We start from the raw sequence: 24,428 nt of genomic DNA, 5'->3' as shown, positions 1-24,428 counted from the left end.
AAAGTCCAATGTAATCAAAAACTCAAATATTTTTGATTTTTCAGAGAAATAATATGGAAAATCGATTGGTTCTGCAAAAGGAAAACCAAATAACAGATAACGAATAGCGAATAGTGAATAGTGAATAGTGAATAGCGAATAGCGAATAGCGAAATAACAAATAACAAATAACAAATAACAAAAGTATTCAAACTGAGCTTATCAAAGCAAAGCGACCAAATACCTACTAGCTAAACTCAATCAAATCAAACATATTCCCTATTTTTGCACAAATTTTAAGTATATGATTCCAAATGATACGATTGTTGCTTTGGCGACTCCTTCTGGCGCTGGCGCAATTTCTGTGATTCGAGTTTCTGGAAAAGATGCTATCACAATTTGCGAACCGCTTTTTAAATCTGTCCGAAATAAAAATTTGAGCAAACAAAAATCGCATACCATTCATTTGGGTCACATTGTGGATAATGATCGTTATTTGGATGAAGTTTTAGTGTCTCTGTTTAAAGGACCAAATTCATATACAGGCGAAAATACGATTGAAATTTCCTGTCATGGTTCAGTGTACATTCAGCAACAAATCATTCAATTGTTATTGCGAAATGGTTGTAGAAATGCTAATGCAGGAGAATTTACTTTGCGATCATTTTTAAATGGAAAACTCGATTTATCGCAAGCGGAAGCTGTGGCAGATTTGATTGCGAGCGATTCGGAAGCGTCACACCAATTGGCAATGCAGCAAATGCGTGGCGGATTTAGCAATGAAATTAAAAACTTGCGTGAAGAACTTTTAAATTTTGCTTCTTTGATAGAATTGGAACTTGATTTTGCGGAAGAAGATGTAGAATTTGCCGATCGTACACAGTTTAAAACCTTGGTAAAACGTATTCAATTTGTCTTAAAACGTTTGATTGATTCGTTTGCGGTTGGAAACGTGATTAAAAACGGAATTCCTGTGGCAATTGTTGGAGAACCAAATGTTGGAAAATCTACTTTACTAAATGCTTTGTTAAATGAAGAACGCGCTATTGTCTCTGACATTGCAGGAACAACACGCGATACCATTGAAGACGAATTGGTCATTGATGGAATTTCATTCCGATTTATTGATACTGCGGGAATTCGGGAAACCAAAGATGTTGTAGAAAGCATCGGAATTCAGAAAACTTTTGAGAAAATTGAGCAAGCACAAGTCGTCATTTACTTATTTGATGCTTCACTCCTATCGAACGATCAGGAGAAATCGAAAGTAATGTTGCAGGAAATTCATAAGCTTCAAAATAAATTTCCACAAAAGCCAATTGTGATTGTTTCTAACAAAATTGACAAAGGTGATGCAACTTTTATCAAAAATACCTTTGAGTTTGACAATCTATTACTACTTTCTGCCAAAGAAAATATCGGTGTTGACGATCTAAAAGAAAAACTTGTTTCCTTTGTAAATACAGGCGCATTGCGAAACAACGAAACGATTATTACCAATACGCGTCACTACGATGCTTTACTAAAAGCTTTAGAGGAAATTGACAAAGTTCATTACGGTTTAGAATCTGGCTTATCAGTTGATTTAATGGCAATTGACATTCGACAAGCATTGTATCATTTTGGAGAAATCACAGGAGAAATTACAAGTGATGATTTACTAGGGAATATCTTTGCAAATTTTTGTATTGGGAAGTGATTTTAAAAAAAATATCATTTTTTTAAATCGATAAAAAACTGTATTTCAGTCAATTAAAAAATAATTCATTTTTTTTCAAAAAAATAAAAACCAAACCAAACTTTTCTCCGTATATACTCTTGAAAAACAAAACACATATATTTAGGTTTGAAATTTTTCTGATAAGAAAAAATTTCTAAATACAAGTTTTACGATAATAATTTGATATGTAGTATTGTTAAAAATCTGATAGAAAACCATCTGCCGCCCTTACAGATGGTTTTTCAATTTTATATCTTTTACTTATAATTTCACAAGCTTGAAAAGCTGCTTATTTCCAAGATCATCTGCAAGTTGTATTAAATAAATTCCTTTTGACAGGTGAAGTGTTGAAAATTGATTATTCTTTAGTTGTTGTGTTTGAATAAAACGTCCTGTACTGTCATAAATTGAAACTTCTTTCATGTGAGTTTCCGTTTCAATGAATACACGATCATTGGTAGGATTTGGATAGATACTTACTGCATTTTCATAAGTTGTTTCTGTAATATTTAGCGTTTCTCCATCACAATTTCCATCATTAAAATCTTGAAGCGTTGGATTGTAATCATTTCCTGAAATATTGATTGTTCCTGAAAAAGAACTATTTGTCAAAAGCTTATTTAATCCGCAAAAATTAGTCAAATTTGGATTGTTGGTTATGGTAATTGTTCCGCCATCTACAAATTCTAAGTTTGAAAAACCATCTAGATTTGTCAATAGTGCATTATTGGTAATTGTTAAATTCCCCGAAATACGCTTTACACCTTGTAAACCACTGATATCTGTTAAACTTTGATTGTTATCTAAGGTTAAATTATCAATCACAGCATCGGTGTCCATCGTTGTATTTTCAGGCAAAAATGTTGGTGCTGACACATTAGGACAAGCCAATCGTTGGATAATGAAATCCAAACCATCAGAGCCGAGTCTAATAAAATCTAGAAAACCTAAATTGGCTGTATTTGAAATTGTCAAATCGCCACTCACAAATACCAAATCACGAATAAATTGAAGATTTTGAATCGTATTAGAATTATTAATGATAAAATCGCCTTGCACTGTCTGTAAATTTTGCAAAGGCATTAACACATTGTTTGATAAATCGCCAACAGAAACATTACCATTATTTTGGTTGACAATATTTTGAAAATAGTTGTTGACAGCTTCTGGAGAATCAAAAGTAACATCGCCCGTTTGTGACAGTGTACCCAAACCAAAAACACTGATGGCTCCTGGCGGCGGCGGTGTAGAAATATCTGGATATGACCAAGTAACATTTAAAAAACCTGTTTGCAATCCTAAATTTCCACTTGTAGGACTAAATCGTATTGTTAATAGTTTTGATTCATCAGGTAATAAATTGAAGGTATTTTCAATATTATCAACAAATTCGAAAATTGGTTCGTTGTCTGCGGCAGTTGAAATACCTGAAAGTGTTACCGTTGCTGTCGTGTGTCGTCTGTTTTTTATTTCGATAGTTTTGTACACTTCCGTTCCAAGTTCTGTAGTTCCAATAAAATAATCATCATCAAAAAGACTAGAAGTTACTTCTTCGCTCAAAGCTGTTCCTTTTATTTGTTTGCTAATGTTTCCTAAACTATTGACGATGGTAATATTATGAAACTTCTCGCCTGGCGTCGTTGGATCAAATTTCACATTGACAGTTTTAGTTTCTCCAACAGCCAACGAATTTTGAATACTTCCCGGATTTACTACTAAAAAATCATTACTCGGCGAATTACTTATTGAAAAAGAAGTTGCAACATTACTGTTATTCGTCACAGAAAATGTCACATTTTTTACAGTATTTATAGGTGTAGAACCAATATCAAAAATTCCTGGAGGCGTAATTTGTAATCCTTGTGCGTTGGAAAGCAAATCATTTTCTATCGTTTTAAACAATTCGGTATCCAAAGTGTTTTCTGCTGATTTTCCTTTAGCAATTTGCGCATGATCGTAATCTTCAAAAAAACGAAGTCCCGCAAGTGTATGTCCATCAAAACGAGCACTTTCCACAGGAACAATCCCATCATTTACATAACTTATATCAAAGGCTTCCAAAAATCTACTGGTTTGTTTATACTGAAAACTAGCATCTTTTCTATTTTTCAAATACGCAACATATGCCGTTATTTTACTATCATACAACGTATTAAGATTCAGTGCTACTAACCAAGCATTTGGTTCTGTCGCGTATTGAGTTGTTGTATATAAATTATCAAAATTATCCCAACGAAGATCAGTTCTGCTATTGGTATCAAATGCTGGTGCATCACAGTTTTCATACAATTCAAAATCAAAAAACGCAATCGCATTTTCTGTAATCACATCATTTACAACTTCAGCACGTATGGGTCCGTTTGCCATCGGACTTCCATGATGTGGTGTGCCCAACGTTATTAGTTTTGTAACACGTTCGCCACCTAACGGACTTCCTTGATAACTGTTGTACATAAAATTTTTAGAGACCAATCCGCCCATACTGTGCGCAATAAGCGTCAATTGTTTGTTTGCAAAAGGCACATATTCTTCTACCAACTGGCGAAATTGATTGGAAATTATTTCCACACTTATCAAATTGGAAGTGTAGCGAACATAGTAAATTTTATAATCTGATAAATTTGGAGCAGTTTCAATATAACTAACCAAATTATTCCAAATGGTAATATTTCCAGATGCAGGACTTGGATACGGTTGCCAACCGTGTACTAATAACAACGGAGTTTTATCAGCAAGAGCTTCCGAAGGATTATGATCGAGCAATTCGACTTCGCCAACAGTTGCCACAACTTGCTGAAACGCATGAACATTTGTTCCCAAAAAAACAAAAAGCAATACAAGTAACTTTAATTTCATAACAAAAAATTTAAATTATAGTTCTACGAATAATACACTAACATTATGTGTGTAGTAACAGCTTATAATGTTACAATAAGAATTTTAGGGGGAAGTATTTCATGTAAAAATATGAGATTTTTTTGTATTGAATTTAAAATTTAGACCAACTAAAAAGAATAAAAGATAAAGTGTACTTTGATGCAAGTTCAACATCTTAAGAAAATAAAGAAAAAGAAGCTGTTGGAGAAAATATGTAAATAAAAACTCAAAATAATCAACTAAAAATCAACACAATAAACGTTATTTCTAATTTATTTAAAAAAGTAAAAAAACCGACTCAAAAAATCTGTCGTATATAAAACTGAAAACTAATCAATTTTATAAAAAGTTATGACAACAAAACATCTGTACGTATTCATCACCGTACTATTCATTTCAATTGGCGCTTCGGCACAATCGATCTCAGGTTTACTCACAAATGCATATAATGCACCAATTCCAGAAGCTCAAATTTATAATCAAAAAAACAAAACACACACACATAGTGACGATGATGGAAAGTTTATGATTGAAGGTGTTTCTATTGGTGACACTTTACGAATTTCGCACATTGGTTACCAAACCAAATATGTTGTGATTTCGTCTCTTACTAAAGAATTAAACATTTTCTTGGAGAAAAAATCAATTTCGCTCAATGAAATTGTCATCAGTCCAAAACTGGATGCCTTAAATTTGATTAGTGACATAAATATTCAGGTAAATCCTGTAAATTCTTCTCAAGAAATTTTACGACAAGTTCCAGGATTGTTTATTGGACAACATGCTGGCGGTGGAAAAGCTGAACAAATTTTCCTTCGCGGATTTGATATCGATCACGGAACAGATATTACGATTACTGCCGATGGAATTCCTGTAAACATGGTATCGCACGCACACGGTCAAGGATATGCCGATTTACACTTTTTGATTCCTGAAACTCTTGATAAAATTGATTTCGGAAAAGGTCCGTACTATGCAAATCAAGGGAATTTTAATACCGCAGGTTATGTAGATTTTAAAACGAAAAAACAATTGCGAGAAAGTACTATAAAACTAGAAGCTGGACAATTTGATACCTACCGAATGCTGGGAATGTTCAATATTTTAAACAATTTAGATCATTCAGCATATATAGCTACGGAATATTTGGCAACTGACGGACCTTTTGATAGTCCGCAAAACTTCAATCGTTTTAATATCTTCGGAAAATACACTGGAAACCTCTCTGAAACTGATAGAATTGGCGTGACATTATCACACTTTGAAAGTACTTGGGATGCTTCAGGACAAATTCCCGTAAGAGCTGTAAACAGTGGTTTGATAAGTCGTTTTGGAGCAATTGATGACACCGAAGGTGGAACAACAAGCAGAACAAACTTTCTTTTAAATTATGATAAAGAACTATCGCCAAATTCAGTGATAAAAAATAGTTTCTTTTACAGCAAATACGACTTTAAACTTTACTCAAACTTTACCTTCTTTTTGGAAGATCCTATAAATGGCGATCAAATCAAACAACAAGAAGACAGAACCTTATTTGGTTTAAAAAGTGAATATTCTCAAAAATTTACAAATACTTCTTTTGGAGGAAGATGGAATGCAGGAATCAGTTTGCGAAAAGATCAAAGTAACGACAATGAACTCTCTAGAACGTTGAATCGCCGTGAAACTTTAGAAAACATACAATTTGGAGACATTGATGAAACGAATATTGGTGTTTTTGCTAATGCAGAATTTGAATTTGGAAAATGGACGATCAATCCTGCACTACGAATAGATTATTTCGACTTTAAATACAATGATTTTTTACAAGCGAATTATGAAACACAATCGCAAAGTGAAGCCATTGTAAGTCCGAAATTGAACTTTTTATACAATCATTCTGAAAACTTACAAGCTTATGTAAAAACAGGAAAAGGATTTCATTCTAACGACGCACGTGTCGTAATTGCACAAAACGGAGAAGAAATTTTACCTGCGGCTTACGGTTTTGATGTTGGTTTTATATGGAAGCCAATTCCTGAATTGGTATTAAATACTGCATACTGGCAACTATATTTAGAACAAGAATTTGTATATGTTGGCGATGCGGGAATTGTAGAACCTAGCGGAAAAACTCGTCGACAAGGAATCGATTTTAGTATGCGCTATCAGCCGTTTCAATGGTTATTTTGGAATGTAGATGCAAATTATACGCATGCACGTTCAACAGAAGAACCTAGCGGACAAGATTTTATTCCGCTTGCACCAGATTTTACACTTTCAAATGGCGTAAACGTTCAATTAGAAAGCGGTTTTTATGGCGGAATCAATCTGAAACATATTAAAGACAGACCTGCAAACGAAGACAATTCAATTGTTGCAGAAGGCTATACTGTTTTTGACATGAACATTGGCTACAACTGGGAAAAGTTGAGCTTGGGAATTCAGGTACAAAACTTATTTGATACCGAATGGAACGAAACTCAATTTGCTACGGAATCACGCTTACAAAACGAAACACAGTCTACCGAAGAAATTCATTTCACACCTGGAACGCCTTTCTTCTTAAAAGCAAGTATCGCCTACCGATTTTAATGACATTTAAAATGCTGTGTTTGTTAATTATTTTAATAGAAAAACCGTCTGCGGCCTTACAGATGGTTTTTCGCTTTTTAGTACCTACACTTACACTTTATCCATCGTACATTTATAAAATGTTATTGATGTAGCAATTTGAAAATTTAAAAATGTGTTAATTAGTTTCAAACAATATTCAGGTTTGTCTTAGAAACAACCTTGAATCATTAAATTTTTAAATCCTTGAATTGAGCATAGCGAAAAAATAGGCATTAGTTTTTGGGAATTAGATATTAGTCAAGTTCTAAGAGTAATTGGAAATTCAAACTAAAATACGAATATACTTTGAGCGACAGCGATACTTAATTTTAATTTAACAATTTGAAAATGTAGCAATTAGTTTCAAAGTACGAAACAGATTAAAAAAAAGCAGATTGCTTCACTGCGTTCGCAATGACGATTCAAAAAGTTTTAGTAAGTTAAGAAAAGTTCTAAAAGCAAAGCGTTCTAAGAGGTTTTGCGACGCAGAAACAAGTCTAAAAGCGTAGCAAGTCTAAACCCAAAGTTTCTAAAATCGAAACAACTCTGAATCATTAAATTTTTAAATCCTTGAATTGAGCGAAGCGATCTAATATCTAAAAGCGATAGCGGTCTAACAGGCGAAGCCGATCTAGTATCTAAGAGCGCAAGCGATCTAATTCATAATTCGCACCAATAACTCTTTCAGTAAATCTCCATTTGATAAATTACTAGCGCCAACTCCTTTACTCTTTACGTCCATTTCGCGTAGTGTTGCCACAATTCCGCTTACTTTTTTCATCGGATAATTGCGCGCTGCGGCTTGATATTCCTTTACAAAATACGGATTGATTCGCAACACAGAAGCTACATTCTTTGGATTCTGATCGCGCAAACCATGATATTGTAATAATTGAGAAAAGAAATTAAACAACAACGAAACCGTCACAACTGTCGGATTGTCCTTTGGGTTCTCGGAAAAATAAGTGATAATTCGGAACGCTTTTTTCACATCACGATCGCCAATAGCTTTTCGCAACTCAAAATTGTTGTAATCTTTGCTAATTCCGATATTTTCTTCAATAGCTTCTGGTGTAATTTCACTTCCAATAGGTAGAATTAACTTTAGTTTTTCCAGTTCGTTATCAATCTTACTCAAATTCGTTCCTAAAAATTCTACCAGCATTTGTGCAGCTTTCGGCGTGATTTTATATTTTTTTCCTGCTAAAACTCTACGAATCCAATCTGCCACCTGATTTTCATACAATTTCTTGCTTTCATACATCACACCATTTTTCTTAGTGACTTTGTACAATTTCTTATTCTTCGCAATCTTTTTGTATTTATAGCAAATTACTAAAACCGTTGTTGGTTGTGGATTTTCAATATAACTGACCAATTTATCAATCGTGCGCGATAAGTCTTGTGCTTCTTTTACAATAACCACTTGGCGTTCTGCCATCATCGGATAGCGTTTTGCATTTGCCACAATATCATCAACCGTCACATCGCGTCCGTACAACACCATTTGGTTAAAGCCTTTTTCTTCTTCCGCCAAGACTTTTTCTTCAATATATTCTGCAATTTTGTCAATATAATAGGCTTCTTCACCCATTAAAAAATAAATAGGTTTAATATTTCCTTGCTGTATATCAACGACAATTTGTTTAGCTTCTTCCATTCTTTAGACAAATACGCAATTGTATTGGTTTTCGATGCACGAATCGTTAGTTTTGTGCTATGGAACTCTTAAATTTTCCAAAATATTCGTTCCGCTTCAAAAATAGGGAAAATAAAATCTATATTTTTGATGCCATCCGGAAAAAGTTTGTAGTCTTAACTCCAGAAGAATGGGTTCGGCAACATACGGTGCAATTTCTACTTCAAGAAAAAAACTATCCAATCAGCTTGATTAACGTTGAGAAAGAACTCATTTTCAACAACTTAAAGAAACGATATGATATTGTTATTTTTAACTCTGACGGAAGTATTTTTTTGGTAGTAGAATGTAAACGCAGTACGATTACGATCAATCAACAGACATTTGACCAGATTGCACGTTATAACATGATTTTGGATGCAGAATATTTAATGGTGACCAACGGAATGAATCATTATTATTGCACAATGGATTATGAAGCACAGCAATATCATTTTTTGAGAGAGATACCAGATTATGAGTTGTGAGTTGTGAGTTGTGTGTTGTGTGTTGTGTGTTGTTAACTATAATATTTTAAAATTTCAATATGAAAATTGCCGTAGTCATCCTGAATTGGAACGGAAAACAACTTTTAGAACAGTTTTTACCGAAAGTGGTTTCGTTTTCGAAAGAAGCGACTGTGTACGTGGCTGATAATGCTTCCGCAGATGATTCCATTGCGTATGTTAAAACTAATTTTCCTACGGTAAAAATCATTGAAAATGCTGAAAATGGCGGTTATGCCAAAGGATATAATGATGCTTTACCGCATGTTTCAGAAGATATTTTTTGTCTGTTAAATTCAGATATTGAAGTCACTGAAAATTGGCTCACTCCTATTCTGTTGGAATTTGAATCGAATGCTGAAACTGCCATCATTCAACCAAAAATTTTAGATTTTAAACAAAAAACACATTTTGAATATGCGGGAGCTGCTGGCGGATTTATAGACAAATATGGTTATCCGTATTGTCGTGGACGAATCTTTCACACTGTAGAAAAAGATACCAATCAATACAACGATACAAAAAAAATATTTTGGGCTTCTGGTGCGTGTTTATTCATCCGAAAAACGGTTTTTCAGGAATTGAACGGTTTTGACGAAGACTTTTTTGCGCATCAAGAAGAAATTGATTTGTGTTGGCGCGCATATAATTTAGGCTATCAAACAACATATATTTCAGAAAGTGTGGTATATCATGTTGGTGGTGCCACATTACATAGTACAAATCCACAAAAAACCTATTTGAATTTTAGAAATTCCTTGTGTATGCTTGCGAAGAACCTTCCGAAAGGTATCTTATTTCCAATCATTTTTTCACGCTTAGTTTTGGACGGAATTGCTGGAGTTCAGTTTTTATTTCAGCTCAAATTCAAACATACTTGGTCAATCTTAAAAGCACACTTTCATTTTTATACACGTTTGCCAAAAATGCTTAAAAAGCGCGGAAATCGTCAAGAAAAAAAATACTTTCAACATCAATCGATCGTATACTCTTATTTTGTTAAAGGAAAAAAAATCTATACTGAATTATAATTCAGCCGATTCCTTTTTCAGTCAAAGAAAAAACGGATACAGCAAAGGCTTCATACAATATTTTAGGAATATTGTAGTTCTTTTTTAAGTGTTAAAAAAACAAGTTACAATACCTTTAAAAGTTTGTTAATACTTGTAAAAACAATATCATTTTTAATACTTTTGATTAGAATTTTGAAAAAACCGTTTTAATATATAAAAATAAGATTTATGAAGAAGATCCTCTTACTGACAGCAACAGTGTCTATTTTGTTATCCTCTTGTGTTTCTAAAAAAGAATTTGCCGAATTGGAAGCAAGACACAAGGAAACTAAAGATTTATTGAATTCTGCAACCGTTAAATTAAATGCTTGTCTTGAAGAAAAAGCTTCTGCATCTGCAAGAGCTGAAGCACTAGAAGATCGTGTTTCTGATTTAAAGAAAACGAATCAAGATTTGATTCAAAATACGAAAGACATGACTGTTTTGACGACAAAAGGTGCTGAAAACCTTGAAAAGTCATTAGAAAGCATGAAAGAAAAGGATTTGAAAATTACACGTTTGCAAGACGCTTTAAACAAGAAAGATAGTGTAACGTTGGCAATTGTTTCTAGCTTGAAAAAAGCAGTAGGAATTGACGATCCAGATATTGAAATTAATGTAGAAAAAGGAGTTGTATTTATCTCTATTGCTGATAAATTATTGTTTAAAAGCGGAAGCTACAACGTAACTGATAAAGCGAAAGTAGTATTAGGAAAAGTGGCGAAAGTGGTAAACAGCAAGCCTAATTTTGAATGTATGGTGGAAGGTCATACGGACAATGTACCTTACAACAAAGGTGTATTGATTGACAACTGGGATTTAAGTGTAAAACGTTCTACGTCTATCATTCGTGTGTTGCAAGAACTTGGTGTAAATCCAGGGCAATTAATTGCAGCAGGAAGAAGTTATTATGTTCCTTTAGTGGAAAATGATACGCCTGAAAACAGAGCAACTAACAGACGAACTAGAATTGTTGTGTTACCAAAAATTGACCAATTCTACGAAATGATTGAAAAAGAAATGAAAAACCTTTCTGCGGAAGGAAAATAATATAGTTTTAGGCAACTAATAGAAAAGCGTTCAACCTGTGTTGGACGCTTTTTTTGTGGAATGAAGTCGAAACCGAGAGAAAAAACGAATAAAACCTTGAATTATTGAATATTTTAATCCTTGAATTGAGCGTAACGAAAAAATAGGCATTAGCTTTTGGGAATTAGGTATTAGTCAAGTTCTAAAAGTAATTGGAAATTCAAACTAAAATATGAACATACTATTAGCGACAGCGATACCAAAATTCTATAAACGTTATTAATGTGGCAATTTGAAAATTTGAAAATGTATCAATTAGTTTCAAACAACACTCAAGTTTGTCTTTGAAACGCATTTAGCATTTTATATAAAATCTAATAATGATCTCGGAAACAGCCTTGAATTATTGAATATTTTAATCCTTGAATTGAGCGTAGCGAAAAAATAGGCATTAGGCAAGTTCTAAAAGTAATTGGAAATTCAAACTAAAATACGAATATACTTTGAGCGACAGCGATACTTAAATTTTATAAACGTTATTAATGTGGCAATTTGAAAATTTGAAAAATATATCAATTAGTTTCAAATAATACTCAAGTTTGTCATAGAAACGCATTTAGCATTTTATATAAAATCTAATAATGATCTCGGAAACAGCCTTGAATTATTGAATATTTTAATCTTTGAATTCAGCGTAGCGAAAAAATAGGCATTAGCTTTTAGGTATTAGGTATTAGGTATTAGTCAAGTTCCAAAAGTAATTGGAAATTCAAACTAAAATACGAATATACTTTGAGCGACAGCGATACTTAAATTTTAATGTAACAATTTGAAAATTTGAAAATGTATCAATTAGTTTCAAACAACACTCAAATTTGTCTTTGAAACGCATTTAGCATTTTATATAAAATCTAATAATGATCTCGGAAACAACCTTGAATTATTGAATATTTTAATCCTTGAATTGTGAGCAAAGCGAAACAAAACCAATCTAATTTCAAAGTACTTCTCGATACACCAAATCGCAGATTCGGCACTCAAAGTGACACTTGGAAATGTTAAGGTATTAAAGTATTCTAAGAACCTTCGCGAAGCGATCCAAAAGCGAAGCGATCCAAAAGCGAAGCGATCCAAAAGCGAAGCGATACTAAAAGGCAAAGCCGAGTCTAAGAGCATAAGCGAACCTAAACAGAAATACTCTGCGGATGCTGAATGCGATTTTCAGGATCAAGTTGTTGTTTAATTGCTTTTAATTCAGGCAAATATTTTCCGTAATACGAAGTTTCAAAATCTTTAAAATTGATATCAGGATAATTGCGGTAATGCGCACGAATTCCGTGTTTGTAAAAACGATCTTGAACTTCCTGAAATGCTTTCAATCGGCTGGCTTCCTGCGAAGGTTTGTCCCAATACGATTGCAATTCTGATAAATACGGATAGCTTCTGTGTGGAAAAACCGATCTTTTTTCAGCCGAAGAAGAATTAATATTTCCGCCAAGCGTATTCACTTGGTAAATCAAACCGCGAGACGAAATGACTTTTGAAATTACATCGTCCATGCAACCTTCAATTTCAGTATAATCCTTGTACAATCCCGCGCAAGCGTTTTTAAAATAGATAGGATGCTGTACGCCATAAAATGTTTTCAACGCTTTTTGTAACGGTCGTTTGCTTCCTATAGTTGCTTTGTCAGAAACTGCTTTTAAAGCATTGTACATTTTCATAACACCTTTATTATCAGTTGCATAATTTGTAATGAGAATCGTCAATGTTTTTCCGTTCAATACAAAAGCAGAAAATGCTGTATTTGGCAATTTTTTGGTGTATTGAAACCACATTTTTAATAAAGATTTGGCTCTTTCTGTGGTTAATTTATAAGCTTTGCAACGATATGTTTGAAAGAATTTTGGTGCTTGATACGTTCGGAATTTCATTTTTGTGACAATTCCGAAGTTCCCATTTCCGCCGCCTTTACAAGCTTTTAGTATGGCGGAGTTTCCACTTTCGTGATGAATGTTTCCGTTGCCATCTACCATCGTGATTTCTTGCAAACTATCACACGTCAAACCATATTTTCGACTGAAAAAACCGTATCCGCCACCGAGTGTTAAACCAGCAATTCCGACAGTTGCGCACGAACCTGAAGGTAAAATGCGTTGTTTTGGCAACATTTCGTCGTATAATTCTTTTAAGATACAACCAGTTTCAACCGTTACACTATGATCGTCGTTCCACTGCATTTTTTTCATGGCAGAAACATCAATTACCAAACCATCATTTGTATTGGAAAAACCTTCAAAGCTATGTCCGCCACTTTTTACCACAACTTTTAAGTCTTTAAACTTGGCAAATAATATTGCATCCACAACACCTTTCGTATTGAAACATTGTGCAATAAACGTTGGAGCTTGTTGAATTCTTTTGTTGAAACGAATGGTTAAATCTTGATATTCCTCATCTGCTTTTTGGAAGATTTTTATATTTTCTGGAAGTAATTCAGGCATTTTTGGCGCCGTTTCTTCTACTTCTTTCGCGGTTTTGTCTTTTTTTGGATCATCTACGCAAGAAAAAATCGTGTAACCAATTCCGCCTAAGATAACTAACTTTGCAAAGTCTCTACGATTGTAATTTGCCATTAGCGATAAATATTTCGTTCGTCTAAGGCTTTGCGATATTTACGTGCATTGATTTCATGCTGACGATTGGTTTTGGCAAAGTTGGAATATCCTGAAAAGTCTTCTTTCGCACAGAAAAAGATATAATCGTGCTTTTCATAGTTTAAAACGGCATCAATATATTGTACTGATGGAATATAGATTGGTCCTGGTGGCAAACCTCTATATTTATACGTATTGTATGGCGAATCTAATTCTTTGTCTTTGTTTAAAACTCTTTTTACGGTAAAATCACCCAAAATCCACACCAATGTCGGATCGGCATCTAGCGGAATCCCACGTTCCAAACGATTTACATACACTCCTGCGATTTTTGGCGCTTCGTCCATTTTTATGGTTTCACAAACTACAATAGAAGCTAATGTTGAAACTTCTACTTGTGACAGTCCAAGAGCTTTGGCTTTGGCTTTTCGTTCAGGTGTCCAAAAACGTTTGTATTCTTTCGCTAGTTTTGCAATTAAATCTTCTGCCGAAATATCCCAATATACATTATACGTATTTGGAATAAACATCGTATTGATCGTTGTTGGTGTAAAGCCGTATTTGCTTGTAAATTTTTCGTCAGTAATTAATTGTAAAATGTCTTCCGCAGATAATTCTACCGTTAATGCAATTTTTTCAGCAACTTCTTTCTTCGTTCGAGCATTGTTGAAGGTAACTTGTGTTTCTTTTTCGCCATTTCCCTGACGTAAATCTTCTAGCACTTTGCTATAGGTTACATTTTTTGGGAAAATATACTTTCCTGCTTCAAGCGTTTCTTGTTTTAGATTACGAAATACCGCATATTTTTTAAAAGCAGCAACGTCTTCTATAATTTTTTTACTTTTTAAATCTTCCAAAACCTCATCAAATGTTGCGTTGGTTGGCACGTAAAAGCTTGTTTTTTCAGTGATTGATGCTGTTTTCTTTCCATAGAAATACATGGAAGCTTTTGGATACATATAAATTCCTGCGGCAAGTATTGCAATTAAAATTATAGCTCCAATAATTTTGATATTCTTCATAAATGTTACGCTGTACTAATCAATTTTAAAGAATGATATCAATATCACCTTTTCCTTCACGAATTACCTCTGGTTCATAGCCTGATAAATCAATAATTGTAGAAGCGACATTGTCTCCATAACCGCCATCAACTACTGCGTCTACAAGGTTTTCCCATTTTTCCAAAATCAACTCAGGATCAGTTGTATATTCTATAATATCATCTTCATCATAAATAGAAGTTGATACAATCGGATTGCCTAATTCTTGCACAATAGTTCGTGCAATATTGTTGTCTGGCACACGAATTCCGACTGTTTTTTTCTTTTTAAATACTTTTGGTAGATTGTTATTTCCAGGTAAAATAAACGTATACGGACCTGGCAATGCTTTTTTTAAGATTTTATACGTTGGTGTATCAATCTGACGAATGTAATCGCTAATATGGCTTAAATCATTACAGATAAAGGAGAAATTGGCTTTTTCAAGCTTAATCCCTTTTATTCTGGCAATTCGCTCCAAGGCTTTTGTATTAGTGATATCGCAACCCAAACCATATACAGTATCTGTAGGATAAATCACTAAACCACCATCGCGAAGAATATCCACAACTTTTTTGATTTCCTTCGGATTCGGATTTTCGTTATATAATTTGATAAATTCAGCCATACGTTTGTTTACAAACTTCAATTACACAAAAGTAATTCATTTTTAGCAATAATGTATAATTGGTATGCAATCTCTATTCCTGAATTAAAAATTCTGGTTAAAAATCAACCTAAATTACTGATTTTAAGATGACTTTAACAATTTAAATAGTGTATTAATTTTAAGTCAACATTAAGACTTTCGTATACTTTTTTTTAGGATATTGCGTTTTGTATTGTAATTAATTCTTTTTTATGAAAAAATCATTCTACATCGGTATTTTAAGTTTGTTTATCTTGTTGAATTATGCGTGTAGTTCTGATTCAGATGTTAGTTTTGTTTCAAATCCGGCAGAAGAAACGATTGCTGCGCGAACCATTTTAGATGTTTCGTATGGTGCTGAAACTGACCAAGTGTATGATATTTATTTACCGCCAAACAGAACCTTATCTACCAAAGTGATTATTTTGGTACATGGTGGCGGTTGGACAAGTGGCGACAAAGCTGATATGAACGAGTTTGTTGAACTGATTCTAGCAGATTTACCCGAATATGCCATTGTAAATATTAATTACAGATTGGCTAACGAAACAACATCTCCTTTTCCGATGCAATTGAATGATATTACTTCAATTATTACCGATTTGAGAGCTAGAAATGAAGAATATATCATTTCTGAAGATTATGCTTTTCTTGGCACAAGTGCAGGTGCACATTTATCGCTTTTGTGGAGTTACGATTATGATACGCAAGCCAATGTGAATATGGTAGCAAGTATTGTTGGACCTACAAATTTGGCTGATGAAGCCTATTTGAATAACGTCGATCCTGCTATTCAAGCATATATTGATTTGTTGGGTGCAAATGTTGTAATTCCGTTTTTAGAAAACTACAGTCCACTGAATAAAGTTACCGCATCCGCGCCGCCAACTATATTATTTTATGGCGGACAAGATCCGTTGATTCCAAATTCACAAGGAATGGATTTAAGTGATCGCTTGACACAATTGGGCGTAACGCATCAATTTACCTTTTATCCGCAAGAAGGTCACGGATGGACAGGTCAGAATGCAATTGACACGTGGAATAAACTACAGGCTTTTATTGGGGAACATCATTAGGTTTTTGGGTCTTGGGTCTTAGGTCTTGATAAATTGTATATGCTATTTTCTACATCAAAATATAAACTTTTTTAACTCGTAAACTTCTAATTTGTTTTTTTTTAATTTCTAATGGTACTTAGAACCAAACTAACACCTAATTCTTAAAATTTTCTTAAAATGGTATGAATATTGATCGTATAGACTCCAAACTTTAGTCTCAAAACCGATTTTATGAAAACATTTGTATCATTCGTGCTGTTATTATTGTGTACCGCAATTAGTTCAGCGCAAGAACCGCCTGTTTTAAAAGCAGGAAAAACCCAAGTTGGTCTGTCTTCTTTAGATATTACCGTAGAAATTATTGGCAATAAAACCACCACAACTTTTGATATGTTGTATTACAATCCGACAAATCAAGTGTTGGAAGGAGAATTGTCTTTTCCGCTAGGAGAAAATTGTAATGTATCTCGCTTTGCATTGGATGTGAACGGAAAACTTCGTGAAGCCGTTGTGGTTGATAAAGAACTTGGACGAATTGCCTTTGAAGAAGTCGTTCGCCGTAGAGTTGATCCTGCGTTGTTAGAAAAAGGCACAGGAAATAATTACAAAGCGCGCATCTACCCTATTCCGCAAAAAGGTTATAAACGCGTTGTGCTAGCATACGAACAAGAGTTACTTTATAAAAAAGATGGTTATTATTTCGATTTGCCACTAAATTTTAAAAACAAACTCGATACCTTCAAACTTACTATTACTGTTTTTGAACAAGATACCAAACCTGTTATTGAAAAAGGAAAAGTTTCTGGATTGAATTTTCAAGATTGGCAACGAAACTTTAGAACGAAATTAGAAAAGCAAAATTACATTCCGAATACGAGTTTGCTCATAAAAATTCCGACGAAAGTTGGTGCTAAAAAAGTAGTCGTTTCAGACGATTATTTCTATTCACATTTGATCTTAAATCCACAAAAGAAACTTCGAAAAAAAGCAACAGAAATCACGATGTTTTGGGACGCTTCGCTTTCCATGAAAGATCGAGATTTAAAGAAAGAAATTGAATTATTAGCTACGTATTTTTCTCATGTAAAGAATGTAAAAGTTCATCTAAAAACCTTTAGCAACACTGTATTATCAAGAAAAACGTTTGACATTCGTAATGGAAATTGGAGCACTTTAAAAAGTGAATTAGAAGCTACTATTTATGATGGAGCAACCAATTATAATGTGTTGAATACTGAATTTAAAAACTCCGATTTGGTATTTTTCTTTTCAGATGGAATTCAGTCGTTGAGTAATTTCAATTATTATTCCGATACTCCATTGATCGTTTTTAATAGTTTGAAAAAATCAAATCATCCTGCGTTGAAAAAAATGGCAGAAGCTTCAAAAGGAACGTATATCAATTTGACTTCAAAGAGTGCCACGGAAGCATTTTCAGCAATCAAATATCAGCAATATCAATACTTAGGTTTTAAATCGTATTCAAAAAATATAGACATTTATCCAAATAGATTTACCAATGTTGGCAATACCTTTTCGATTGCGGGAAAAAATTTAAATTCCGAAGAAAGTATCATTTTGTATTTCGGATACGATAATGTAATCACGGAACGTGTTGAATTAAATTTATCTAAAGCACAAAAAGATGCAGGAAATATTCCTCGTATGTGGGCACAAAAACGATTGGCTTATTTACAAGAAAATTCAAAAGTTAACAAAGCTGAAATTGTTAATTTGGCAACAAAATATGGTTTGGTAACCGATTATACTTCATTGATTGTTTTGGAAGAAGTACGCGATTATATTCGCTATAACATCAAGCCACCAGCAGAATTACTCAATGAATACAACAAGATTATTGCTGAAAAAGAACGTAGAAATAAGCAATTGAAAAACGGTGAAACAATTCCTATTGTTGATCGTATTCAAGTTGTTGAAGAAGATTCAAAAATTAGTGAACGTCTCATAGTTACAGAGAATATCGGCAATGGTTTTGTGAATTCAAGTACGTTTGGTTACAGTCAACCTTCACCCGTAAATATTCAGGAAATTGACGTTTTGGAAGAAGTTGATGATGTAGAAATTACAGAGGAAGAAGAACCTATTGAAGATATTCCATTTGTTATGATTGAAGAATCTCCAATATTTCCAGGTTGTGAAGCATTTCGCGATTTGGCAGAACGAAAAAAATGTTTTGCCAAAAAGATGCAAAAACATATCGCTGATAATTTTAATATAGCTGCGGTAAGTCAGTTAAATTTATCCGCAGGAATACAACGAGCATATGCACTTTTTATCATCGACGAAGAAGGAAATATCAAAAACATACGAACTAGAGCTCCGCATCCACGAGTGGCAGAAGAAGTTATTCGTGTGTTAAACTTGTTACCACAGATGATTCCCGCTAAACAACGTCATAAAAATGTAAGCATTCGTTATACATTACCGATTATATTTAGAGTAAATGCAGATGGAAATGTAGTTACAGAAACTTCTACAAATTCATCAACAAACAACAATACTATAAGAAATTCTAGAGCTCAAAATTTAAAGACATACGGAACTTTAAAAGTGGCAGATCAGACAGTTTCTGAGCCATATATTGAAGAATTACGAAAGTTTAAAACTGTTTTTGAAGCGTATGATTTTTACTTGTTGCAACGCGAAAGCTATTTGGAAGTTCCTGCGTATTATGTAGATGTATCTAATTTTTTCCGTGACGAATTTGAAGCTTTCAAACATTCAGATCGTATTTTATCAAACATTACAGAAACCGATTTTGACAATTACGAATTATTGAAAGTATATGCGTACCAATTACAGGCAACAAATCAGCATCAGCTTGCTTTATTTATATTGAAACGTGTGTTGGAATTGCGTCCTGAAGATGTGCAATCATATCGTGATTTGGCGTTGGCGCATGAAAATTTGGGAGAATGTCAGGAAGCTTTTGACTTGTTAGAACGTGTAGTATCGGGCGACATATATGAAGGAACACGTCGTCGTAAATTTTCTGGATTGAATAAAATTGTAAAGAATGAAATCAATCATTTATTAGAGAAATACAAAACGGATTTGGATACGAGTAAACTCGATACAAAAGTCATTACACCAGAAACATATGATGTTCGTATTGTGGTCGATTGGAATCATAATGATACGGACATAGATTTACACGTGATCGATCCGAATTATGAAGAATGTTATTACAAACACAGCAAAACAAAAATTGGTGGAGAAATTTCGCAAGATATGACGCAAGGTTTTGGACCAGAAGAATTTACCCTAAAAAAAGCCATAAAAGGCGATTATTTTGTGAAGATTAAATACTTTGGCGATCGGTATCAAAAAATTGAGAATCCTACATTTATGAAAGTGACTTTGTACACAGATTACGGAACCATACAGGAAACCAAACAAGTAAAAGTCATTCGATTAACGAAGTCTAAAGATCAGACGATTGTGGCGAAATTGCGGTTTTAGTTGCTGGTTGCTGGTTGCTGGTTAAGCTATTTACTCTGCTTATAGTTTCAAAGACTAAACTATTAAACTCATCAACTCATAAACTTCTTATGAATTTTAAATGTCGAATGTTAGATGCTGAATTATTCTTTGAAAGCAACTAATAAACTAATAAACTCATCAACTAATAAACTCATAAGTTCACTCATTAAAAATGCCTGTTTACTCATTGTTGGTTTTATCAGAAGCTATTTTGATTTTTCTTTGAAAAGTAATTAGAAATCAACCCAATGAAACATCCTGAAATCATCGTACAAATTCCAGCACCTTGTCATGAAAGCTGGCACAAAATGTTACCAACAGAAAAAGGAAGATTTTGTCACACATGCACAAAAGAAGTTGTAGACTTTTCCGCTAAAAGCGATGAAGAAGTTATTAAATATCTTACAAATAATGGAAATCTTTGCGGGCGATTTCATCAATCACAATTGGATAGAAAACTGATTGCAGATAGAAAAAAACGGAATCATTGGTTATCATATGCAGCTTCGCTATTATTACCAATGGCATTATTTTCTAATGAAAAACCAAAAAAAGAACGCAATACTGTAAAAACAACACAGGTTGATGTTTCAGATTACAAATCACTCAATATAAGTTCATTGCAACGAAAAGCAACTACAACTCATACAATTCAAAAAGAACAATTCACCATCACAGGAACTATTACAGACGATACAGGAATGCCATTACCAGGCGCAACTGTAATGATAAAAGGAAGTGTGATAGGAAAAACTACTGATTTTGATGGAAACTATGAACTTAATGCAAAAGCAGGAGATGTTTTGGTAATAAGCTATGTAGGATTTAAAACAAAAGAAGTCCAAGTAAACAAAAACAACAGTATTTACAATACAATACTTGAACCTGAAGATTCACTAACGATTGGAATTGTTTGTTATTTTGAACCTGCTGGAGCTGATGAATATGGTTATGTTAGTAAATATGATATAACTTCCTATCCAAGAGCCATGACAGAAAAGGAAGTTTTAGCTAGAAACGAACGTACACGAAAATATTTTAAACGTCAACGCGAACGCTGGTTGGAAAAGCGCGAAAAAAGACGTGCTAAAAGAGCCAAACGACGCGCAGAACGTAAAGCAAAAAGAGAAGCTTCTGACCAATAAGATAATCCTATGAAACATCCTGAAATTATTGTGAGTATTCCTGAACCTTGTCACGAAGATTGGAACAAAATGTCGCCAACTGAAAAGGGTAAATTCTGTAACGTTTGTACAAAAGAAGTCATTGACTTTTCTGCTAAAAGCGATGAAGAAATTATCAACCATTTTTCAAAAAATGGAAACCTTTGCGGACGATTTCATGTTTCACAATTGGGTAGGAAACTGATTGCAGATAGAAAAAAACGGAATCATTGGTTGTCGTATGCAGCTTCTTTATTATTACCAATGGCGCTATTTTCGCAGGAAACGAAATCAACAAATCACAAAAAATCAAAAATAGAAAAAGTAGACAATTCACATTTTAAATCCTTAAATATAAGTTCTTTAGAAAGAAAAAATACTTCTATAAAAAAAGATAGTATCGTCATAAAAGGAACAATTACAGATGAAAGTGGAATGCCGTTACCAGGCGCAAGCATCGTAATAAAAAATACAACAATTGGAAAAACTACCGATTTTGATGGAAACTACTCAATTACGGTAAAAGTAGGCGATGAAATTCAAATAAGTTATGTTGGATTCACGACTAAAGCAATCAAAATAACAAAAACTAGGCTTGAATACAATGCCAAACTAGAATCTGGTGATGATCTTGTGGCAGTTACTGTCGTTGGTGGTGCATGCTTTCAGATGCCAGGAGCTGATGAATATGGTTATGTAAGCGATTATGATAAAACATGGTATCCCAAACCGATGACCAAAGAAGAAATCAAAGAACGAGATCAACGAACTGAGAACTACTTCAAATTCCAAAAGAAAAAATGGAAAGAAAAACGCGCAAAACGACGTGCAGCACGCAAAGCAAAAAATGCACAAAATAAATCGTAAATACAAGAAGCTCCTAAAAAAGGAGCTTCTGTGCTACCAAGTCTTGTAAATAATCCGATAATATTATAAGACATGAGCTATTGCTGTTATTTAAATAATAAACTTTTTTTCATGGTTGTCGTTATACTTTTAAATACTACAGCTAAGACTTGATAAGTAACCTAAACCTCATCATAAAATACTGATATATATTCTACAGTATCACTTTTATAAAGATGTTACCCAACTATTCTTGAAAAAATTAAATCCCTGAAACAATAATAAGAATTTCAAAAAGTTATATTTTTACAGCAAATGAGTCGTTACCGCGATTTTAGATCATTAAAACATTACAATGAAAAAATATTTATATACTTTTTTAATTCTTGCTATTACCATACTTTGGAGTTCGTGCCGTAAAGATTTTGTAACTGTGCCAAGTTCAGGACAACTTCAATTCTCTAAAGATACCGTGTATCTCGATACTGTTTTTACCAACATTGGTTCTAGTACATACAACTTAAAAGTATATAATCGAAGTGACGACGATATTCGCATTCCTACCATTCAATTGGGCGAAGGCGAAAGTTCCAATTACCGTTTAAATGTAGATGGAATTGCTGGAAAAGTATTTCAAGATGTAGAACTGTTGGCAAATGATAGCATGTTTATTTTTGTAGAAACAACGTTGGATATCAACGACTTTGCTGGCGGAAATCAATTTTTATACACGGATGCAATCGAATTTGACACAGGAAACAATCAACAAAAAGTTGAATTGGTCACCTTAGTTCAAGATGCTGTTTTTCTCTATCCGCAACAATTTGATGATGGAACGGTTGAAACCTTATTGCTCGGCGTAGATGATGAAGGTAACGAAACTCGCATTGAAGGTTTCTTCTTGGAAGATTCTGAACTTACGTGGACCAACGAAAAACCTTATGTTGTTTACGGATACGCAGCGGTTGGTCAAAACGATGTTTTAACTGTTGAAGCTGGCGCACGTGTGCATTTTCATGCAGATTCTGGACTTATCATCGGAAATATGGGATCGTTACAAGTGAACGGTGTTTTAAGCACTACCGAAGACTTAGAAGGCGAAGTTATTTTTGAAGGCGATCGTTTAGAACCAGGTTTTGCAAACGTTCCAGGGCAATGGGGAACCATTTGGCTTACCGATGGAAGTACAAACAACAACATCAATTACGCAACAATAAAAAATGCTTCTGTCGGAATCTTAACGGAAAACAGTGATGGAACTACGAATCCGACATTAACACTCAACAATTCTAAAATATATAATAGCGCAACCATTGGTTTATTGGCACGTACAGGACATATTGAAGCGAACAATAGCGTGATTGGTAGCGCAGGACAAGCGTCTTTATACTTAAATTTAGGTGGCGAATATACTTTTAGACATTGTACGTTTGCCAACTATTGGACCAACAGCTTTAGAGTAGCACCAACGGTTTTAATCGATAATTTTTTAGAAGTTGGTGATGGAACTGTTTTTACGGCAGATTTAGAACAAGCTGATTTTTCAAACTGTATCATTGATGGAAGCAATAGTATTGAACTTATTTTACAAAAAGTAGAAAACGATTCAAGCGTGTTGTTAAACTACAATTTTAGAAATTGTTTGATAAAATTTGATGACTTCAACAACCGATTCTTAAATGACGAATTATACGCCTTTAACAACTCGGCCATCTTTGATGAAATCGAATTGGTCATAAATTCCAACACGATTGATTACAAAGACACAGCCAACAACGAATTTTTCATTGGAGCAGATTCTGCGGCTATTGGAGAAGGAAATACCTCAAATATTCCTGCGGTTCAGAGTGATCTTTTAGGAAATCCGAGAACAAATCCTTCAGATGTTGGCGCTTACAACTTCACTACTTTTGACGATTAACGAAAGAGAAAACTACGGAAAATCAAGTTAGCTTTTCTAAGCACAACAGGTATATTTCATCATAAAACATACAAATCATGATGATTTTACCATTAATACCGACGCACTCACTTTATCTAAAAAACATTACCACATACCGAAAACC

15 protein-coding genes are annotated in these 24,428 nt (G+C 33.8%); 10 read left to right on the top strand and 5 right to left on the bottom strand.

Annotated features, from left to right (window positions below; genetic code table 11):
* Positions 1-283 precede the first annotated feature (283 nt).
* Entirely contained in the window at positions 284-1,678 is a 1,395-nt protein-coding gene (gene mnmE / locus KAOT1_RS04755) for a tRNA uridine-5-carboxymethylaminomethyl(34) synthesis GTPase MnmE (RefSeq protein ID WP_007093585.1), read from the top strand.
* A gap of 282 nt (positions 1,679-1,960) precedes the next feature.
* Here the strand turns inward: mnmE and KAOT1_RS04750 are convergent, their stop codons facing one another.
* A complete protein-coding gene (locus tag KAOT1_RS04750; RefSeq protein ID WP_007093584.1) occupies positions 1,961-4,555 on the bottom strand; it encodes a T9SS type A sorting domain-containing protein in 2,595 nt (864 codons plus the stop codon).
* Between the two features lie 372 nt (positions 4,556-4,927).
* On the opposite strand from KAOT1_RS04750, the gene KAOT1_RS04745 reads away from it, so the two are divergent.
* The gene (locus tag KAOT1_RS04745; RefSeq protein WP_007093583.1) at positions 4,928-7,153 is read left to right on the top strand and encodes a TonB-dependent receptor; all 2,226 of its coding nucleotides are present in this window, start codon (positions 4,928-4,930) and stop codon (positions 7,151-7,153) included.
* 676 nt (positions 7,154-7,829) lie between these two features.
* Here the strand turns inward: KAOT1_RS04745 and holA are convergent.
* Positions 7,830-8,834, bottom strand: a complete 1,005-nt coding sequence (gene holA, locus KAOT1_RS04740; RefSeq protein ID WP_007093582.1) for a DNA polymerase III subunit delta — start codon at positions 8,832-8,834, stop codon at positions 7,830-7,832.
* Between the two features lie 59 nt (positions 8,835-8,893).
* Between holA and KAOT1_RS04735 the strand changes: the two genes are divergently transcribed.
* The 3 genes from KAOT1_RS04735 (at position 8,894) to KAOT1_RS04725 (ending at position 11,460) form a co-directional block, all read left to right on the top strand.
* Positions 8,894-9,340 (top strand): type I restriction enzyme HsdR N-terminal domain-containing protein, encoded by a 447-nt coding sequence (locus tag KAOT1_RS04735; RefSeq protein ID WP_007093581.1) that lies wholly within the window; start codon positions 8,894-8,896, stop codon positions 9,338-9,340.
* Between the two features lie 59 nt (positions 9,341-9,399).
* Positions 9,400-10,389, top strand: a complete 990-nt coding sequence (locus KAOT1_RS04730) for a glycosyltransferase family 2 protein (RefSeq protein WP_007093580.1) — start codon at positions 9,400-9,402, stop codon at positions 10,387-10,389.
* A 210-nt stretch (positions 10,390-10,599) separates the two neighbouring features.
* On the top strand, positions 10,600-11,460 hold the full coding sequence (locus KAOT1_RS04725; protein ID WP_007093579.1) for an OmpA/MotB family protein: 861 nt from the start codon (positions 10,600-10,602) through the stop codon (positions 11,458-11,460).
* Between the two features lie 1,163 nt (positions 11,461-12,623).
* On the opposite strand, the gene KAOT1_RS04720 is transcribed toward KAOT1_RS04725, so the two are convergent.
* The 3 genes from KAOT1_RS04720 to KAOT1_RS04710 are packed head-to-tail and all read right to left on the bottom strand — an operon-like array spanning position 12,624 to position 15,767.
* Positions 12,624-14,075 (bottom strand): FAD-dependent oxidoreductase, encoded by a 1,452-nt coding sequence (locus KAOT1_RS04720; RefSeq protein ID WP_007093577.1) that lies wholly within the window; start codon positions 14,073-14,075, stop codon positions 12,624-12,626.
* Positions 14,075-15,118, bottom strand: coding sequence for an endolytic transglycosylase MltG (mltG, locus tag KAOT1_RS04715; RefSeq protein ID WP_007093576.1), 1,044 nt, complete (start codon positions 15,116-15,118; stop codon positions 14,075-14,077). The genes KAOT1_RS04720 and mltG overlap by 1 nt, the downstream gene beginning before the upstream one ends.
* A gap of 25 nt (positions 15,119-15,143) precedes the next feature.
* On the bottom strand, positions 15,144-15,767 hold the full coding sequence (locus KAOT1_RS04710) for an L-threonylcarbamoyladenylate synthase (RefSeq protein WP_007093575.1): 624 nt from the start codon (positions 15,765-15,767) through the stop codon (positions 15,144-15,146).
* A gap of 233 nt (positions 15,768-16,000) precedes the next feature.
* Between KAOT1_RS04710 and KAOT1_RS04705 the strand changes: the two genes are divergently transcribed.
* The 5 genes from KAOT1_RS04705 (at position 16,001) to KAOT1_RS04685 (ending at position 24,283) form a co-directional block, all read left to right on the top strand.
* A complete protein-coding gene (locus KAOT1_RS04705) occupies positions 16,001-16,867 on the top strand; it encodes an alpha/beta hydrolase (RefSeq protein WP_007093574.1) in 867 nt (288 codons plus the stop codon).
* 213 nt (positions 16,868-17,080) lie between these two features.
* Positions 17,081-20,332 (top strand): VIT domain-containing protein, encoded by a 3,252-nt coding sequence (locus KAOT1_RS04700; protein WP_007093573.1) that lies wholly within the window; start codon positions 17,081-17,083, stop codon positions 20,330-20,332.
* A gap of 269 nt (positions 20,333-20,601) precedes the next feature.
* Positions 20,602-21,498 (top strand): carboxypeptidase-like regulatory domain-containing protein, encoded by an 897-nt coding sequence (locus tag KAOT1_RS04695; protein ID WP_007093572.1) that lies wholly within the window; start codon positions 20,602-20,604, stop codon positions 21,496-21,498.
* A gap of 9 nt (positions 21,499-21,507) precedes the next feature.
* Positions 21,508-22,383, top strand: a complete 876-nt coding sequence (locus KAOT1_RS04690; protein WP_007093571.1) for a carboxypeptidase-like regulatory domain-containing protein — start codon at positions 21,508-21,510, stop codon at positions 22,381-22,383.
* Positions 22,384-22,717: 334 nt separating this feature from the next.
* Complete coding sequence (locus tag KAOT1_RS04685) at positions 22,718-24,283, top strand: hypothetical protein (protein WP_007093570.1); 1,566 nt, start codon at positions 22,718-22,720, stop codon at positions 24,281-24,283.
* The last annotated feature ends 145 nt before the right edge of the window (positions 24,284-24,428 follow it).

Origin of the sequence: Kordia algicida OT-1, from assembly GCF_000154725.1 — a bacterium.
GTDB lineage: Bacteria > Bacteroidota > Bacteroidia > Flavobacteriales > Flavobacteriaceae > Kordia > Kordia algicida.
This window is presented reverse-complemented; position numbering and strand designations above follow the sequence as displayed.